Source organism: Caballeronia sp. LjRoot29 (genome assembly GCF_964252755.1).
Classification (GTDB): Bacteria; Pseudomonadota; Gammaproteobacteria; order Burkholderiales; family Burkholderiaceae; genus Caballeronia.
Map to the genome: position 1 here is coordinate 88,991 of NZ_CAXUPU020000024.1, position 14,877 is coordinate 103,867.

8 protein-coding genes and 1 pseudogene are annotated in these 14,877 nt (G+C 58.1%); 2 read left to right on the forward strand and 7 right to left on the reverse strand.

Going from position 1 to position 14,877, the window contains the following annotated elements:
- Nucleotides 1-600: 600 nt before the first annotated feature.
- Nucleotides 601-2,116 (reverse strand): annotated as a pseudogene (locus ACSQ83_RS23770) (IS5 family transposase).
- A gap of 380 nt (nt 2,117-2,496) precedes the next feature.
- On the opposite strand from ACSQ83_RS23770, the gene ACSQ83_RS23775 reads away from it, so the two are divergent.
- Nucleotides 2,497-3,549, forward strand: a complete 1,053-nt coding sequence (locus ACSQ83_RS23775; RefSeq protein ID WP_436229817.1) for a GlxA family transcriptional regulator — start codon at nt 2,497-2,499, stop codon at nt 3,547-3,549.
- Between the two features lie 53 nt (nt 3,550-3,602).
- Here ACSQ83_RS23775 and galU read toward each other — a convergent pair whose 3' ends face one another.
- Both galU and ACSQ83_RS23785 read right to left on the reverse strand, forming a co-directional pair.
- The gene (gene galU, locus ACSQ83_RS23780; protein ID WP_436229818.1) at nt 3,603-4,523 is read right to left on the reverse strand and encodes a UTP--glucose-1-phosphate uridylyltransferase GalU; all 921 of its coding nucleotides are present in this window, start codon (nt 4,521-4,523) and stop codon (nt 3,603-3,605) included.
- Between the two features lie 298 nt (nt 4,524-4,821).
- Nucleotides 4,822-4,965: a hypothetical protein gene (locus ACSQ83_RS23785; RefSeq protein WP_436229819.1), complete on the reverse strand. Its 144-nt coding sequence runs from the start codon at nt 4,963-4,965 to the stop codon at nt 4,822-4,824.
- Between the two features lie 343 nt (nt 4,966-5,308).
- On the opposite strand from ACSQ83_RS23785, the gene ACSQ83_RS23790 reads away from it, so the two are divergent.
- The gene (locus tag ACSQ83_RS23790) at nt 5,309-6,475 is read left to right on the forward strand and encodes an acyltransferase family protein (RefSeq protein ID WP_436229820.1); all 1,167 of its coding nucleotides are present in this window, start codon (nt 5,309-5,311) and stop codon (nt 6,473-6,475) included.
- Nucleotides 6,476-7,155: 680 nt separating this feature from the next.
- Here the strand turns inward: ACSQ83_RS23790 and ACSQ83_RS23795 are convergent.
- From ACSQ83_RS23795 to ACSQ83_RS23810, 4 genes are all read right to left on the reverse strand, one after another.
- Nucleotides 7,156-9,690: a glycosyltransferase family 4 protein gene (locus ACSQ83_RS23795; RefSeq protein WP_436229821.1), complete on the reverse strand. Its 2,535-nt coding sequence runs from the start codon at nt 9,688-9,690 to the stop codon at nt 7,156-7,158.
- A 15-nt stretch (nt 9,691-9,705) separates the two neighbouring features.
- A complete protein-coding gene (locus ACSQ83_RS23800; RefSeq protein WP_436229822.1) occupies nt 9,706-11,199 on the reverse strand; it encodes an oligosaccharide flippase family protein in 1,494 nt (497 codons plus the stop codon).
- A gap of 217 nt (nt 11,200-11,416) precedes the next feature.
- A complete protein-coding gene (locus tag ACSQ83_RS23805; RefSeq protein WP_436229823.1) occupies nt 11,417-11,686 on the reverse strand; it encodes a hypothetical protein in 270 nt (89 codons plus the stop codon).
- A 312-nt stretch (nt 11,687-11,998) separates the two neighbouring features.
- Nucleotides 11,999-14,164: a hypothetical protein gene (locus tag ACSQ83_RS23810; protein ID WP_436229837.1), complete on the reverse strand. Its 2,166-nt coding sequence runs from the start codon at nt 14,162-14,164 to the stop codon at nt 11,999-12,001.
- Nucleotides 14,165-14,877 lie beyond the last annotated feature (713 nt).

The window sequence follows — 14,877 nt, forward strand, 5'->3', positions numbered from 1 at the left end:
GATGGGGCGCGTCGGTAACGGAGTGGTTCCAGCGCTGTGCGCATGCGGTATGAGGTGACCGGCCTGGTGCCAGCACGGATAGAAGTTAGTCCGGGGCGGTTGCCCGGACATCAAACACTCCGACCTACCTCGTGTTGAAGTTTGGCTTTATAAGAAGGACTCCGAATATGAATCAGGCACCCTAGCCTGTGCAAGTTGTCCACCGCCGGCCAGCGTCGTGGTCGTGACAGGCGACCCGCTGGTCGGCCGTGGACAACTTGCGGTACCCTCAAAGGAGGTAACTGACCCACGGCAAACAGATCACCAAGGGCTTGACTTTCGATGCCCCATAGAAGTGGGGTGCGTCACAAACAATACAACTTAATCGCGATTTACGAGTCTCCTTGATACTGAGGGAGAACTCATGCGAATCGCGGCAAAAGTTGAGCTAAGTGAAGCACAGCGCAAACAGTTAAAGACGTGAGCTATCGCTCGGACGACTCCTTCTCAAGTAACAGAGGCAGCCACACGACCGTTGCGAGTAAACGCCACCCCCTGCAGCGATCGCTTTTGGCGACAACGTCAACGCACGTACATGTTTTTGATAATCGTTTAAACGATTTAGTCTGACCTGCAAAATTCAGTTGTATGACGAGCGGAGCCGACGGCGCAGTCTATCGGCGAGGGGAAGCTGGCCCGTCGGAAGTGGTCGCGATGCGGGAGTAATGGATGCGGCGTGACATTGACGAGCCAATGCAGCGACGCGAGGATAAAAAATATGGGCCTCAGGCCCAGGCGGACGATGGCGCGCAGTAACCAGCGCAAGTTATAGCCAGCAGCACACAGCACCGCGTGTAGCGCATCGCCGGTTTGCCCCTTGAGCCAGCAACGTCGCATGCCGTGGTCGTGTTTCACATGGCCGATGATCGGTTCGATCGCCTGCCGTCGCTTGAGCCATCGCCGCTGTGTGCGAGTCAGCGTCTTGTGTTTTCCTCGATGAATAAGGTGTACTGATGATACCTCGGCATCGACACCGCGAAACCCGAGATCGACCAAGACGGTCTTCGGCTGCGGTGCGCCAGGCACGTCCTGCAGCAAAATGGAACTCTGTTTGAGTTGTTCGGCCAGCGTGTGGCCATCGTAAGGGTTGCCGGGGAATGCCCGCGCACCGATGATCAACCCTTGCTTCTCCGTAATTGCGAGACTGACCTTGACACCGAACTCGTAGGGCTGCCGGGCTTTGCCCTTGCCGATGCATTCGACTTCCGGGGCGTGTAGCGCGTAGAGCTTGCCATTATCCTTGGGCCGCTGTCGGCAGATGCGCCAAGCTCTCTCAAGCCAGACGCGCAACTGGGCCTGTCGTTCACGCGTGGCGCCCGTCAATTTACGCTCGATGTCGCGCAGCAACCGTCCCAGCACGGTGCGCTGGCGTTTGAGCACCCGTCGCAGGCGCTTGAACTGTTTGGCGTGCGCATAGCCACCAGCTCGACGACGCAGGCTTTTGCCTTCGCGTTCGTACGTCTGCTTCAGTGTCAGCCCGGCGCGTTGCGCCAACTGCACGAGTCGGGCCCGTACCACCTCAAGCAGGCGGCTGTCGGTCGGATAGGCGATCGCCTTCTCCTGGACCGTGGTGTCGACAATCACGCGCTCGAATTCGAGCGGTGTAACCGCCTTCATCTGCACCGCGGCCGCGATCGTCGTCGCCAGCAACTCTTCGACGCCCGCTTCGCCCAACGCTTGACGAAACCGTACCAGGTTGGTCGGGTCGCACGGCAGACGCGACTGGAAATAGTCCTCGCCGCAGAAGTACTGAAAATACACGCTCTCGGCCCACCGCTCGCACACCGACTCGTCGCTTTCGTTGTATGCGTGTTTCAGATACAGCAGACCCACCATCAATCGGACGGACAGGCGCGGACGCCCTGCAGCGCTGACACCCAGCACCCGCGAGCTTCGGCGTCACGCCGAACAGATCAACCTCTGCGCTTATCGGCCCTTCGCGGGCACGCCGCTCGAACATCGGCGTCAACGTCGCTTCGATCGACGACCATGGCATCCGGCCAGCCAGTACGGCGAGCGGACGACGCAAATCGATCATCGCGTCCAGGCGGCTGCGGAAGAAATCGGGCGTGCTCATCGGCAGTTCTCAACCCCCAGAAGATATGCCAATTCCGTATTGATTTTTGGGAGTGTGCAATCCTTTACTTACGCCCATTCCCGCACCACGGCTGGCTTCACGCCATTCTGCAGGGTCAACGATTTAATCAAACTAACTGTATTGGACTGGGCTCTTATCTTTCATGCCGGTCCACCCTCGTCCGGACATATAAAAAGCCCGCCACATTCAACACCCGTTTTCTCGCGTTTTTCCGCCAACTTAATAGCCGGATACCGAAAACATCTGCCAACATCTCGCGCTTTTCAGCCGGTTGCATTTTCTCCTTACCCCCGCCGCGTATAGTGGGACGCTTGCAACACAGAATCGCGCCGCGCGCAATAGATAACGGAGAAGAGTCGATGGAACACCCAAACAATCCGGGCCGACTGCACGTCGCGGGTCCAGCCGACGTTCGCATGGCGGGCGAATTCGATAGAGCATCGGAGTCGAGATCGACACCCAAGCGCATCGGTGTGCTGATCTTCGAAGATTTTTCCCTTATCGACGTGAGTTCCATCTCCGAGGTGTTTGCGCTCGCGAATGAAGTCGAGCCACCGGCAGATAACGACCACGGCAAGCTCAACTACACGCTGCTGTTGTTATCGAGTGATGGCGGCAGCGTCGCGAGCAGTTGCTCCATGCGCATCTGGACCGAGAGTCTCGATACGAAATCGATGAGTGATTGCGATGCACTGTTCATCGCGGGCGGCGAAGGCGCGCAACACGCCAAGGTCGATCAGCAGTTGCTGAAACGTTTGTCCCGTGTCGCGTCGAACCTTTCGTTCGTGAAGGCTATCGGCGAAGGATCGCAGATTCTGGCCGCCGCTAATCTTTCTCACAACAATCGCGCGACTGACTTCGAGGATGCGACCGTCGCTTCGGCGCTGGCGAGTCCGGTCTTTTCCGCGGGACAAACGCTTCCCCTCAACGATCCCAAGGGTCCAATCACGGCTGCGCTTTCGATCATCCAGAGCGATTACGGGCCGGCAGTGGCGCGAGAGGTATCGGAGCGTATTGTTCCAGGCGCATGGCCGAAGCTCTCGACGGTGCTCGAGGACACCGACGCGGGCGGCGTACGTCAAAAGATCAACGCCGCCGCTCGATGGATGCGCGAGAACTATGTCCGCCGGATTTCAGTCGCGGATGCCGCAAATGTCGCCAATATGAGCGAACGAAATTTCTTGCGCTGCTTCAAGGCTCACATCGGCGTGACACCGTCGGAATACCTGCTGCGCGCGCGGCTGGATGCGAGCTGCATGCTGCTCGCGGCAACGGATCTTCCCGTCGACAAGATCGCGCGCCGATGCGGCGCCGGTAGCGGTGATGGATTGGCCAAAATATTCCGCAAGCGGCTCTCCATTTCGCCGTCCGAATATCGCTTGGCCGGGCGCAGGAAAGCCGCAGAACAGTAAGGTCGACGGGCGATAACTGGCTGGAGTTCTAGTCTGGCTGGCGCACGGTCGCGCTAGATGGGCTCTATCAGTTCAGGCTGTTCTGCGACGGGCTCCGGAAGCAGCGCAAGCATGCACTCACGCAGATACGCCTCGAACCCCTCACCCACCTCTGGATGCTGCAACCCGAGTTGCACAGTCGCCTTCAAATAACCGAGCTTGCTGCCGCAATCGTAACGGGTGCCGTAATACCGGTACGCCAGCACTTGCTCGACGGCCAGCAGCGACGCGATTGCATCGGTCAATTGAATCTCGCCGCCGCTGCCCGCCTGCGTATTGCGCAGATGCGTGAAGATGCCCGGCATGAACACATAGCGCCCCACCACACCCAGATTCGACGGCGCCAAAGCAGGCTGCGGCTTCTCCACGATGCCCGACAGCTTGATGATGTCCTCTTCCCACTCGCGCCCTTCGATCACGCCATACGACCCGCTGTCGATGCGGCTGATCCGCTCTACACCGATGACCGAGCTATGGTAGTGATTGAACACATCGACTAATTGCTTCATGACCGGCTCCTTGCTGTGAAGCAGGTCGTCTGCCAGGATTACGGCGAATGGATTCTCGCCAATCAACTTTTCAGCGCATAGCACTGCATGTCCGAGCCCGAGCGCGGTCGGTTGACGCACGTAAAAGCAGTCCACGTTCGCGGGCTTGATGTTACGCACGAGTTCGAGCAACTGTTCCTTGCCGCGCGCTTCGAGTTCTGCCTCGATCTCGTAGGATTTGTCGAAGTGATCTTCAATCGCTCGCTTGCTGCGGCCCGTCACGAATATCATTTCCGTGATTCCCGCCGCTATCGCCTCTTCAACCGCATACTGGATTAGCGGTTTATCGACGATAGGCAGCATTTCCTTCGGACTCGCTTTTGTCGCCGGGAGGAAACGGGTGCCAAGTCCCGCCACTGGAAATACGGCTTTGGTGACTTTCAGCATCGCGCGCGCTTCCCTAAAATACTTTCAATGAATACACGAACGCTCGTTCACAATGCGTTCATGCTCGCGGTCATGCAATATTCGACCCATCGAATTTACATTTACCCATAACTTTCAATAACGACATCCGGTTTGCCAGAAGCGGCTTTTGAAAGCATAAATATATTTGCTGCATCGCGCGTCGAGGAACCGGAATATCCTGGCCCTTTCGCCATCTGGCGTCAGCCGGATGCAAGAAAAAAATAATCAACCTTCCGCCGCGACGCAGCACGACCGTTCTAAAATACTTATTACTGACTTATTCCTGATCATCCGTATGCGGAAAACGGACGCCTGAGGCGTTCAGTTTCGACATCGGATCGTCACGTAGCGCGTCCCGATAGGCGGAGACCGCGGCGAGGATCAACAAAACAGCAATACCAGCAAATGCGTGCATGTCCATGATGTACCCCTTTCTTTAATGGTTTGAAATGAAGTTAGCAGAAAAAAAACGACAAATAATTGCCGAATAAATTCGTTACCTTTTGAACAGACCGTTACGAAGTTCTTGCTCGTCATCAGGACGATGGGGTCTTTGCCCTGCATATTTTTCCATTATTTGCCGGACTAATATGACGTCAGCAAAGTGCGCCGCTTGAATGGCCAGTTTGAGTTGCCTCACTCAGCGCCCAAGCAAACCAGATAAGGCCAAAGATAAGGCGCCGTAAGGCCGGTCAACGCTCGAAACGTCCAGAACGTTCGAACCGTCCCCGGCCTTGATTCCAACCTGGACACGAGGTTTTCAAATGAGCGATTCGTCCCTGCTCGATCCCGCGCGGTCCTCCCTGCAGGTACCGCTCGAACGCGCCGCCGCTGTCAGCATCGACGACCGCGATGTCGCCGTTAACGCGTGGCGCGGTTTCGCGGCATTACTGGTGGCTTATTTCCATTGCCGCCAGATCACCTGGATCGGCATACAGCAATTCCACAAAACCGGGGCCAGGTTCGATCTCAACACTCTTTTCAGCTATCTGACCTTCCCCATTGCGTGGGGCTCGGCCGGCGTGCCGATTTTTTTCGTGATCAGCGGATACTGTATTCATCGCGGAACGGCGCGCAAGTTGCTTGCCAATCCCGCGGCGCCCTTCGATACCGGCAATTTCCTGATGCGCCGTTTCGCGCGTATTTATCCGGTGCTGCTGGCCGCGCTGGTGCTGACGTACGTGCTGGACACGTTCAGCCTCGGCTTCACGCCGGTGAGCCCCAAGATTGGCACGGCGGACCTGCGTCTGTTCATCGTCAATCTGCTTTCGCTGCAGGGCGTGGCCGGCGGTACGTTCGGATCGAACGGAGCGTTGTGGACGCTGTCGCTTGAAGTGCAGTTCTATCTCGTGTATCCGTTGCTGATTGCCCTGCGCCGGCGCATCGGGATGAAAGCGGTGCTGGCTGGCGTTGGTATCGTGAATGTGATCTCGGCACTGGTGTTCGAGCGGCATGAGATCGTGCTATTTGCGTCGTACTGGTTCTCATGGACGCTCGGCGCGTGGATAGCCGAAGCGAAGGCCTCGCCCGATGCACTCCAGCGGCCCACAGGGTCAATGAAGCTGAAGATCGCGGCGGTGGTGGTGGCCGTGATTGGCTGCGGCGCGTTCAAGTTCGGGCAATACCTCGCGTTCCAGTTCTGGGCGCTGGCGTTCGCGCTGTATCTGTTCCAGGCACTCGATAAACCCATGCGCAATTCGCTGCCGGTAAGGGGTTTCTCGTGGCTCGGCGAGTTCAGCTTCTCACTGTATGTCGTGCATATTCCGATCTTTATCCTGCTCGGATCGGCGCTGTTCCACTCGGCACTGCAAACGACCATCTGGGCATCGTTCGCCTTCATGTTCGTGCCGATTGCGGCGGGTTATGTGTTTTATCTCCTGGTCGAGCGCCCCGCGATGAACTGGTCCGCTAGTTTCAAGCGGAAGGCTTGACGATTTCGAGGCGCACTTGCTGAGAACGACAAAACGAGAGGCCCTGCAGTTCAGGCGGGGCTTCTCGTCTGAGGTATGAGATTGACGCGGAGCTGTCGCTGGCCTATGCCGCTCCATTTAAACTTAGAACTGCATAGTATAGGCGAGAGCAATCTCACTGGCGTGAGCGTTTCCCTGATACGTAATTGACTAGCCTGCACGTGCGGTGCCTGTGAACGCTCCACGGCATCGGCTGTGAGACCCTTGTAGGAAAAACCGTCGCTTAGACATGTGCCGTCGAACCTTTCCTTGAGCAGCCCGGGTATCGAACCAATGAGCGCGCCATAAACGAGAGGGGGATCGCGGTCGCGCGTCAGGTAGCCTCCCAAAGCGCCAAACGGCAGCGACGCGCCAAAGTGCTCTGCCTTGTCGATTCCAAACCAGCCGTCCGACGTCAACACGCGGAATTCCCCGCGACTCGTGCTGCAGTCGATCTCGGCTTTCGCCGCCGGACTTGCTGCCAGTAGCATCGCGACCAGAACACCTTATCTTCAGAAACTAGCCATAGTGGGCCCCGTCGGCCTGCCTATTCGAAGGTCAGTATAGGTCACACCCCCTTTAGCGAAGGCCTGGATGCGATTTATAGCCGCATCCTACAAACCTCAACCACTTATGACAAGCTGCATCAATTTATTACACATTTACGCCCGCTTCGCTCTCCCTTTACCCGCCACATCCGAAAGAATCTTCTGCACGCTTTCCACATACCGCTCCGTGCCGAAGCGGTTGATCGCGTTCGCATAACCCTGCTCGACAAGACGGTCGCGCAGACCTGGATCGGCGGAAAGTTCGCCAAGCACACCGGCCAGCTCGGACACATCGCCCGGCGTGCAGAGAATGCCGTTTTCGCGGTCTGCCACGATGTCCGTCACCCCGCCCGCCCGCGCCGCTACAATCGGCCGTTTCGCCAGCATGCCTTCAATGATCACGCGGCCGAACGGCTCCGGGCTGATGGAGGTGTGCGCGACGACATCGACAGCTTTCATGCACGCCGCAATGTCATGCTGGAAGCCGAGGAAATGCACGCGGTCAGCGAGACCGTGTTCGAGCACGTAGGCACGCAATTCCGCCTCATAGGCGTCCTCGCCGAAGAGCGCTGCCCCTACGAGCACGGCGTGCATCTCGGGCGCCTGCAGGAGCGCCTCAAGCAAGATGTGCTGCCCTTTCCAGCGTGCCAGGCGGCTGAACGATCCCACGAGAAACGCTTTCTGCGGCAAACCAAAACGGGCTCGCAATTCGTTCTGCTCGACCGACTCCAGCGCGGCGAACGGTTCAGCGGAGATGCCGTTGAACACCACATCGAGCCGCTCCTCTTTCATGCGCGTCAACGCGGTCAGCGCAACCGCGGAAGCGGTGGAGTTCGCGATCACGCGCTCGAGCATGAGCTTCGTGCACCACTTGATGATGGTGAGTTGCGTCTTGCCGAAATGCTCCTGACTGACGATATCGCGCAGATGCCACACCACCGGCCGGCGTGAGATCAATCCGGCGATGGCGCCCACTACCATCGCACGCTGCGTGTTCACGTAGATGACATCGGAGTTGCGCGACTTTTCCAACGTGCCGCGCACGAGGGCCATCACGCCGCCGATCATGCCGGCATTCGGCCGCGTCACTCCGCCGTCCTTGTTCAAGCCGCCGAGTGCGGCGCCGTCCAGCACATCGACTTTGATTCCGACTGCTTCGAGCGCGATGCGAAACGGACCGTCATCGAACAACACCGTCTCGTTGGTGCCGCGCATGTTCTTCATCACTTCGAGCAACGATAGTTCCGCGCCTCCTAGCACCCCGCTTTGATCAACGGCGAGAACGCGCATGGAGTCGGCCTCGTCATGATCCTGGACCATCTGCGAAGCCGCAGCAATGGCCAAGGATTCCGCCACTGACTCAACGGCTGGCTCCGCCACGGGCACTGGCGGCAACGCCGACGGTACGAGCGTGAAATGCGGCGCAACGCTTTGCACGTATGCGCGCAGTCCCTCGCGGAAATGCTTGATCGAAAAACGCTCCGCGTTTGCACGGCAATCCGCTGGATTGATCTGCACCGCGCCAAGTTCGAATCCTTCCACGGCGTCGATGATTGCATCGGTGGTTTGTTCATCGAAAAAAAGCCCTGTCGGGCACGCGTGCGAACTGTCGAGCACGGTCTCCAGCGCGCCGCCCTTCCCATATGCGATCACCGGCGTCCCGCACGCTTGCGCCTCGACCACCGAGATGCCGAAATCCTCTTCGGCCGCGAACACGAACGCCTTTGCGCGCTGCATCTTTTCCTGCAGGACGGAGAACGGCTGATAGCCCATTATCTCCACATTCGGCGTGGCCTTCTCGCGGATCTTGCGCATGTCGGGACCATCGCCGATCACGACCAACTTGCGCTCCGGCATCTTCGCGAATGCTTCCACGATCAGATCGACTTTCTTGTACGGCACCATCCGCGAGGCTGTCAGATAGAAATCCTCTTTCTCCCCGCAAAGGCCGAATGCCTCGACATCGACGGGAGGGAAGATCACATGCGAATCGCGGTGGTAGACCTTGTGGATCCGTCGCGCGATAAAAGCCGAGTTGGCGATGAAATGATCCACCGAATTTGATGTGCGAATGTCCCAGTTGCGCACGTAATGCAGCACCATGCGCGCGAGCAGCGACTTCACGCCGGCCGTGAGATTCGATTGCTGCAAGTACTGATGCTGCAGATCCCACGCGTAACGGATAGGCGAATGCACATAGCTCACGTGAATCTGATCGGGGCCGGTCAGGATGCCCTTCGCCACGGCATGACTGCTCGAAATGACGAGGTCATAGCCGGACACATCGAGTTGTTCGATCGCGAGCGGCATCAACGGCAGATACGAGCGGTAGCGCTTTTTCGCTTGCGGCAGTTTCTGGATAAACGAGGTCGTGACCTTCTTGCCGCGCATCCACGTCCGCTCTTCCATGAAATCGACGACACTGAAAAGATCGGCATCGGGGAAGCAGATGACGATCTGTTCGAGCACCTTCTCCGCGCCGGCGAAAGCGACGAGCCAGTCGTGCACGATCGCGACCCGTGGCACCCGTTTCGCCACTCGCGCGCGGTGCCGATGCAGCGTGTCCTGCACGACAAGCGGCGGTTGCTCAACCGGGTCGAGCGTCACGCTTACCGGGTCGATGACCAATTCATCGAGATCATGTCTCATGTGTCACTCCTCACCTTAAACCGTGGATTTCACACGCCGTTTCAGGCGCACATTCAGCTCATGGACGAAGCCGCGCGCTATTGAGCGCAACGCGGGCCGCATAAGAAGGGAGCAGCCCAGGTTCAGGCCCGCGAGTACAAACGCCGCCGCGATGGATTGCAACGGATACTCGAATGGATCGATGACAAACGCCACGCCCAGGCCCGCGATAAGGAACGCGAGGTGCAACAGCATGTCGGCAGCAATGGGGCGGGCGTGGATACGCGAAATCCACAACAGGAGGCCGTAGTCGGCAAGCGAGCGCAGTACGACCACGCTGGCGGCTCCGATAGGACCGAAGTGCGCGATACTGAACCACAGCGCCGTCACGAAGAAGGGGAGCTGAACGACGCCGATGCGCGCCGCTGTGGCGGGATTGATTTGCGACTGGATCATGATGCGCGTGACGCTGGCCTGTCCGACGAGCCATACGCCGATGATCAGGATCCGGCCCACGGGTGCGCTGGCGATAGCAATTTCCTGTCCGACCCAGAGATGCAGGAACGGCGCGAGCACGAGCATGACAAAGAGCGCGATGGGCGTGAAGATGCCGTTGAGGAATTCGAGCGACTGCTGGACCATGGCATCGGCGTGTTCGCGTTTGACGGCCGACAAGCGCGGGAACAGGGTGCGAACGAGTGAGTTCGGCAGCATGTTCAGGCGGGTAACGAGGTTCTGCGGCACGGTGTAGTACGTGACGAAACGCGCACCAAGGTTTGCGCCAAGGAGGATGCGGTCGAGGGAGTCGGTGATCATGCTGGAGATGGTCGCGACCAGCATCCAGCCGCCGAACTTGAACAGGCCGCCGGCTACGCCGAGCTGCGGCCATTCGATGCGTTTTATGTCGAGCACCTTGAAGCTTGCACGTGCGAGCATGATCACGGCGAGGACCCGTGCGAGGACGGCGGCGGCGAGAACGGTTTGCAGGTTCGGCGCGATTTTCCAGGCGGCGGCTAGCGGCAGCAACTGGAACAGGAAGGTGCCGATCGTTTGATTTGTGTTGTAGATACCGAAGCGTTCGACGCCGTTGATGGCGCCGGCGCAGACCCATGACACGTTCGCGATGGGAATGGCCAGCGCGAGCCATGGGAGCGCGTGATAGACCTCGCGTTGCATGGCGGGCGATGAATGTGCGACGTAGGCGGTGTAGGCGAAGGCGCCGAAGTAGATCAAGATTCCGCCGATGATGCCCGTGCCCAGGTTGAGCCAGATGGCGCTCCAGAACACGCGCGAGCGGGCTCCGGGGTCGTTGGCGGCGTGAGCCTTTGAGATCTGGTGTTGAGCGGCCATGCCCATGCCGAGATCGAGAATGCCGAAGTAGCCGATGAGGGTCCAAACGAGGCTGATTACACCGTAACGTTCGACGCCGACGAGATGGATGTATGCGGGTACGGTGATCAACGAGACGAATGTAGGCAGTACCAGTCCCGAGAAGTTAATCGCCATGTTCTTCAGCATCGATTTTTCCATCGTTCGCACTCGATCTCGGGGTTGGTCAGGGTTTGGGGAGGGGTCGGGGTTGATGCCAAAGTCTTGCGTTAGCGGTTTTGAGTCATCGCCGGGTTGATGCTTTCGGTGTTAGTGGTCTGCTTAAGTTGGCTATTCTCTTTATCGCTATTAGCCACCGCGCGTGGTGGCACGTCATTTCGTTGTCCAAAGTGACAGAGAAACGAAGTAAAAAAATATTTCACCGCTCTACCCTAAGTGTCCACTGCGTGCCACCGAATTTGTACGCCTGACAAACCACATCGCCAACCTGATAAATAGTAAAGTCCAAAAAATTTGCGAGGCCGTCACCAACGAAAACAACAGCGCAGGCCACGCAATCACCGCCAAGAAATGAAGCAAAAAAATAGCTGTAAGGCAGTACGGGTTGCTTGGCAATGGTGCTTGCTCGAGAGCGTGTGGGGCGAAGGGTTTTACTGTCAGGATTCGCGAGAAGGAGGGCTTCACGCATCCGTGGCTCTGGCGAGCACCGTGCATTTGGGGCACCCACGAATGAAAACTGCACGCTGTGGACACTTAGGGTAGAGCGGTGAAAGCGTTTTCTTTGCTTCGTTTCTTTGTCGCTAAGGACTAGGAAATGACGCGCCGCCATGCGCATTGGCTAATAGAGCGAAAAAGATCAGCCAACACTAAACGCGCGAAGACTGGAAAGCAGCAACCCGGCGCAGAACCCGCCCGCTAACGCCAGAACCTTGGCACCACCCCCGCCCACGACCCTCAACAACCCTGCCCACCGAAAGCCCAAAAAATACGAACGAACAGCCTATGGGCGCCACCGGTACATCATCACCTTCCCTCGCGCATCTTCTTCAACAAACACCAAATACTCACCATCCGCCTGCCGGCTCGCGCTAATGCCATTCGGCACATCCACCCACCCTGACGCACCACCCACTTCCGGTCCGGGCTTGATCACCCCAACCTCACGACCCGACTCCTTTTCGTACACATGAACCATCCCAACCGGCTCCACCGTGAACACATACTTGCCCTCAACCGTCACACCAATCGTCGTAGCCAACGGCTTGCTCTTCGTATCCCACGGCAACTCAACCGAATACCGCTGCGCCGGATCCTTCGACCAATGGTCGTATCGAACCAGCCGTCGCCCCACTTCCTTCCAATACCCACGATCAAACGGCTCGTCAGCCGTGTACCCAGTCAAATACATCGTGTCCGTATCCGCCTCATACACCGCCCGCTTCACCACATTGAACGGCGCCGGCATCGCGTAGTTCCGCGCGTTGTCATAGGCATAAACCGGATTGCCCACACGGTCCACACCACCATATCGGAAACGATTGATGCCCCGCGTGTCACTCGTATGCCAAATATCACCCTTCGTATCGACCCACCACCCCCATCCGCCAGGATTAGGTAGTACTCCATTGTTCGCAACGAACTCGTTCACCTCGAAACGGCCATTGCCATTCGTGTCACGCCAGATCCAGTCACCATGCGGCGGATGATTCGCAATGCCCTGCGCACCACGCTCACGTCCCGCAAAGTAGCCCGAAGGAATCGCCACCTCGCCGTCACGCTTTGCATCGAATCGATAAATCTTCAAATGATCCGAATACATGTCCGTCAAATACAAAAAGGTGCGGCCGTCGACCTTGCGAGCAATGGGCTGCCCCGGCCAGTCATCAACGCCGAAGCTAGGATCCTCGGGATACTTGAATCGCCCCGACAAGAACCCCACGTACTTCCATTCCTGTCCTACCGGCTTCGTTAAATCCAGCTCAAAACGCTTGTTGCCGGTGTAGACGCTATTCGGACGCGATGGGTCCATCCACGCGCCATCCACGAACAACAATCCCTGCACTTGCCACAACTGCCGGCCATCAGGCGCGTAACTCTCAAGCGTCGCGCCCAGTCCCGCGCCGGTCGAACCCTGCCGCACGCCAATCCCGTTCGTCGATACATAAACGTTCCCGGCGGCATCCACCCCCACGCCGGTCAGCCCATTGAATCGCTGCGGACCCGGACGGCCCGCGACGCCAGAAAAAATGCCGCCGCGCTCACCCAGCGCACTCGACTCGCGATATTTGCCGGCGCCGCCATCGCGCGTGAAGATCAACACTTGCTGACGCGGTCCGTTGTCAGCAACCAGCAATCGCCCCTGCGCATCGAGCGTTAAATCGACGGCATCGCTGCCCGCGGCGAGCCCAGGCGCATCATCAATCGCCGCGCCCGCCGCGCTGTAATGCGCGAGCCGCGCCTGACCGCCCTGCGTATTGACCAGCGCCCACAGGGTGCCGTCCTTCGCGAGCGCCAGACGCCCCGGCTGCGTCGCGTTCCATTTGCTCTTTTGCTGCATCGACTCGGCGTCGTACACCTCGATACGGTTCATCGCGGTATTCGCCACGTACAACAACGCATCCGATGCAGCCAGTCCACCCACGTCCGGCTTCACGTCGTCCGTCTTCGATGCGCCGCGCTTGGCTTCCGGCACCTCGTTAATCATGAGGAAAGCGGAGGCAAGCTGCGCGTGACCGTCTTTATCGGCGGCGAGGTTCGCCTGGAATCCCATGCTGCGTTTCATGTCGCCGATGTCCCTCCGCGACACGCCAAACCACTGCTTGCCCTTGGGCGGCCACACGCCCACCTTCGCCAAATTGCCGCGCTCGTTGCCTACGCTGACCCCAACGAACGCATAGCGTCCGTTAAGCGCAATCGCGTTGCCGCCGTAGTTGCCCCAGCCGTGCGTGCCGCCGGCCGTGCCAAGCACCTTGCCGTCCTTGTAGACGCTGACTTCCGCCCCGCTTTCGTCCCACGGCGCGTTGGTGTACACGCGGCCATCGGGCTTGACTGCGATCGCGGTGATGTTGATCTGCGTCCACGTTCCGTCGCCGAAACCAAAGGTGTTGCCAATCCACGATGTACGCGCCTGCAGCACCGTGGGTGACGCTGGATACGCGGAGCCCATTGCAGCCAGACCGAGCGTTCCTACAACCAGACAACGTGATGCTAAAAACGAAAAACGCGAAAAGCGCGGAAAACGATGCAAGAGGTCTTCTCCGTCTGAGAGCGGCCGGCTTTGCTCCCCATCGGTCGATGGTGCAGAAGAGGCGTCACGGTCGTTACTCGGTTAGCCAAGACTACCGTTCAAATATTGCAAAAAAATCTGAAATAAATGGGGTTTGATGTTGGATCACCAGTGGTGAATGAGCCACACATGGAGATCAATTACCGTTCGAAACGACTTTTAAACGCCACCCATGTCGCCTGTAAATAACCGTTAGAGCCCCGGAGCCTTTGTCAGCGGGCCACCAGAGCCTCTGAATGACTTTTTTGCTGACTTATTTCATTCAAAAAAATGTTTCGAAAAGTAATAAATCCACGGCCTTTCGAGCTTGCTCATGCGCACACCCCGAAATACTATTTAACGCGTCGGCGTCGGCTATTGAATATTTTTGGGTGTGTTCTTTCATACAATAAGTAAAGCGTAATGCTCGGCTATCGGATCAGAAGCGGCGCGCAATGGATTTCGCTTCGCCACACTGAGACGGGCGAAGGACGGGAAATACCCTCTACGTAGATCGCGCCGCGTGCGCTGCTCCCTTTAAAGATAGGGCCGCGTGATAAAATTCATTATCAAAGTTGATGCGGAAATGGCTGAAAAGCCCCGTGGCGCGAGGC

Coding starts and splice junctions, on each gene's coding strand:
- ACSQ83_RS23775 (WP_436229817.1), top strand. CDS start 2,497: ATGGAACACCCAAACAATCCGGGCCGACTGCACGTCGCGGGTCCAGCC.
- galU (WP_436229818.1), bottom strand. CDS start 4,523: ATGCTGAAAGTCACCAAAGCCGTATTTCCAGTGGCGGGACTTGGCACC.
- ACSQ83_RS23785 (WP_436229819.1), bottom strand. CDS start 4,965: ATGGACATGCACGCATTTGCTGGTATTGCTGTTTTGTTGATCCTCGCC.
- ACSQ83_RS23790 (WP_436229820.1), top strand. CDS start 5,309: ATGAGCGATTCGTCCCTGCTCGATCCCGCGCGGTCCTCCCTGCAGGTA.
- ACSQ83_RS23795 (WP_436229821.1), bottom strand. CDS start 9,690: ATGAGACATGATCTCGATGAATTGGTCATCGACCCGGTAAGCGTGACG.
- ACSQ83_RS23800 (WP_436229822.1), bottom strand. CDS start 11,199: ATGGAAAAATCGATGCTGAAGAACATGGCGATTAACTTCTCGGGACTG.
- ACSQ83_RS23805 (WP_436229823.1), bottom strand. CDS start 11,686: ATGCGTGAAGCCCTCCTTCTCGCGAATCCTGACAGTAAAACCCTTCGC.
- ACSQ83_RS23810 (WP_436229837.1), bottom strand. CDS start 14,164: ATGGGCTCCGCGTATCCAGCGTCACCCACGGTGCTGCAGGCGCGTACA.